The following is a 2,680-nucleotide window of genomic DNA, read 5'->3' on the forward strand; positions in this document are numbered from 1 at the left end:
GATGGTCTGGCCGTGTTTCTTTTTGATGTAGGCCAGGGTGTAGAGGTTCCAGAAGATAATGCTGGTCATACCGGATATGGCTGCGCCGTAGATGCCGAAGTTTGGGGTGAGGATGAGATTGAGGATGATGTTTATTGCTGCGGCGGTCATGACAATATTTCTGAAGGCCTTTTGCCTGCCGGTCATGTTCATGAAGACCCCTGTGGAGCAGCTAAACTGTTACAGAATATCTATAATAACTTTGGTATCAAAAAAGGCTTTCAAGGATTTCTCCTTTTTCAAGATGTTTTTCCATTATGGCCATGGTCAGAATTTCTTTGTCAGAATATCTTGAGTACCGATCTTTTATTTCACTTGAGATCCCAACAATATCTTTGATTTTTGGATTTATGGGACTGGCTATATTGGGGTATTTCTCCTCCATCCTTTTATCTATAGCTTTTAAAACCTGCTCTATATCCGAATCAGAACTGGTATTGCTTTTTAGCGGCCTGATTATAACCTCCACCCCATCATCAGGATTTATATTTTCTGTAACCTCTTCAGGTAAAGAGATCTGTTCACCTTGAATCTTGGTCCAATATTTTATAATCTGCATAATATTTTCCTCTCATTTCTAATGCGGGCCATGCTCGCAACCCAAGTAAAGCAAATAATTTTTTGACAGGATTAACCACGCCAAAGACGCGTGGCAGGCATAGATTAAGAGATGGATTAAGAGAAAAGTATCTGTTTAGCGCTTTGCATGTGGCATGGGGACTGGCTCTTCCGGGACCCACTTGTCCCAGAAATCGAGACATTTTGAGCACAAAATGATGCCCAAGTGGGTCCCGGAGTGCCTGTCCCCTGCTTTCCTTAAAAAGGGCTAAACTGTTACAGAGAAAAGCATTTTCACCCCGCCCGGAAGGCGGGCTAAAAGGTCTTCAATCCTGTTAATCCTGTCTAAATTTCTTGTTTTTTTCTGACAGCATTTCAGCGGTAATTCACTGATATGGTTGACACTGCCTGATGATAAAAAATAACCATTAATAAACTTTCAGTGCTGACTACAGGCACACGGAATGCTGACGCTTTGATGTGCTGTTACACGAGCCAGCCCTGGGCGTAGAGCTATCTGCATGGATCTGGGGGGCAGGGACTTAAGCAGGTCGCATGCATCACGTAGATTCATAATAATGTGTTTGCCTTATTCTGAGTTCAGGATATTGTAAATTGTCTTTCTAGAGACGCCCAGGCGGGCGGCAATCTCGCTTTTTTGAAAGCCCCTGGCCAGCAGTTGCTCCACAATATATCTACGGGCTTGCTTGGTTGCAGTATTTCTGGAGGCGGGCATGTCCTTAAATTCCTTGCTCAGCTTTTCAACCGGGTTAGGTTCGGAATCAGTGTTCTTCTCCCCTGGACTGGAAGCCCAGGCCCTGGCTATTCTTTTAAAAATGGATGGAAACATCTCTTCCAGCATGAAACAAAATTTCTCCACCGTGCCTTTTTTTTCAAAAAGATTGTCTTGTTTTAAGCCAGCCCCTTCCCTTAAAATAAGCTCATACTGTCTGGAAGCCTGGATTTTGTCCTTGTCCAGCAGTTCAAGCACAGGTCCAGGATCAACAAAAGATTGGGCAGGCTCATCTTTGCAATAAAGGGACCAGGAACTCCATCTGTATTTTGTCGGGTCCTTGACCAGCCCCGCCCGGACAGGATTCAGATGTATATATACGGAAGCAGCCAGCAGGTAGGTCGGATCAAGACACACGGATTGACGGTACGGACCGCCGAACAGATGACCTTTTCGCTGGTATTTTTTATTGAACCATAAAGCATACCTGGAAAAAATATAGCGCATGGTCTCGAATAGATTCTTTTCCCTGGGTTGGATCAGAAGACATGATTTGGCATGAGACAAAGGGCAAGATAGTTGATCTGATACTCTTCAGCTGATTTTTTGAGAATACCAAGCATGGCCAGGTAATCGTTTTCTTCCAGAAAAAGAGGCTCTTTTCCCGCAGCCCTCTGAGTAATGTGGGAAATAAGCCCTGGCTGGTTCAGTTTATATCTGGGCCTGAACACCCTCTGCAGACGGGCATTAGCTGCAAGTTCATCGTATTTCATGTTAATTGATCCATAAAACAACATAGCTCATGTTGTAAACTGAAAAAGTAGGGCATAAGTTGAAAATTATGCTTTTAAAGCAAGATGGTAACGACTTGAGAGTTAAAAGTAAAAGGTAAAAAACCTGGAGGTTAAATCTGATAATGTTCCGGACATTTCGAATCCTGGAGATTGTCAGTAACCACAATATTTTGCTAGAGAACTATTGACTGTCAAGATAACAAACTTTGTAAACAATCTTTTTTTGGCCAAAGGAAATATTGGAAATCAGCGGTTTCAGATATCGTTGGCTTTTCCTGGCTTGGTCCGGGAGACAAGTTTTCTCTTGCAAAAAGTGTGTAAAATAAGCCGTATGTTACACACTTTGCGTTTGACGCAAAATGGGTAAAAAGAGGGTTAAGTTACACACATTGCGTCAAACGCGAAACGGGTAAAAAGTGGGTTAACTTACACACTTTGCGTTTGACGTAAAATGGGTAAAAAAAGGGTTAAGTTACACACATTGCGTTTGACGTAGGATGGGTAAGTTAGAGGTGGGGTGGGTCGTTCTGGGTGCCCAGCCCTGCTTTTGCAATCC

At 43.2% G+C, this 2,680-nt stretch carries 4 protein-coding genes; all 4 read right to left on the reverse strand.

Annotated features, from left to right (window positions below; all coding sequences use genetic code 11):
- On the reverse strand, positions 1–192 hold a 192-nt coding region (locus tag QZP87_RS01010), incomplete at its 3' end, for a polysaccharide biosynthesis C-terminal domain-containing protein (RefSeq protein ID WP_291321063.1).
- Positions 193–247: 55 nt separating this feature from the next.
- Positions 248–598 (reverse strand): hypothetical protein, encoded by a 351-nt coding sequence (locus QZP87_RS01015; protein ID WP_291321064.1) that lies wholly within the window; start codon positions 596–598, stop codon positions 248–250.
- A gap of 588 nt (positions 599–1,186) precedes the next feature.
- On the reverse strand, positions 1,187–1,837 hold the full coding sequence (locus QZP87_RS01020) for a helix-turn-helix domain-containing protein (protein ID WP_291321065.1): 651 nt from the start codon (positions 1,835–1,837) through the stop codon (positions 1,187–1,189).
- 32 nt (positions 1,838–1,869) lie between these two features.
- Positions 1,870–2,103, reverse strand: a complete 234-nt coding sequence (locus QZP87_RS01025) for a hypothetical protein (protein WP_291321066.1) — start codon at positions 2,101–2,103, stop codon at positions 1,870–1,872.
- Positions 2,104–2,680: the final 577 nt, after the last annotated feature.

The organism is Desulfonatronospira sp., from assembly GCA_003563255.1.
GTDB lineage: Bacteria > Desulfobacterota > Desulfovibrionia > Desulfovibrionales > Desulfonatronovibrionaceae > Desulfonatronospira.

Bases quoted from the DNA above. Each gene is read 5' to 3' on its own strand.
- QZP87_RS01025 (WP_291321066.1), bottom strand. From the start codon at position 2,103: ATGAAATACGATGAACTTGCAGCTAATGCCCGTCTGCAGAGGGTGTTC.
- QZP87_RS01015 (WP_291321064.1), bottom strand. From the start codon at position 598: ATGCAGATTATAAAATATTGGACCAAGATTCAAGGTGAACAGATCTCT.
- QZP87_RS01020 (WP_291321065.1), bottom strand. From the start codon at position 1,837: ATGCGCTATATTTTTTCCAGGTATGCTTTATGGTTCAATAAAAAATAC.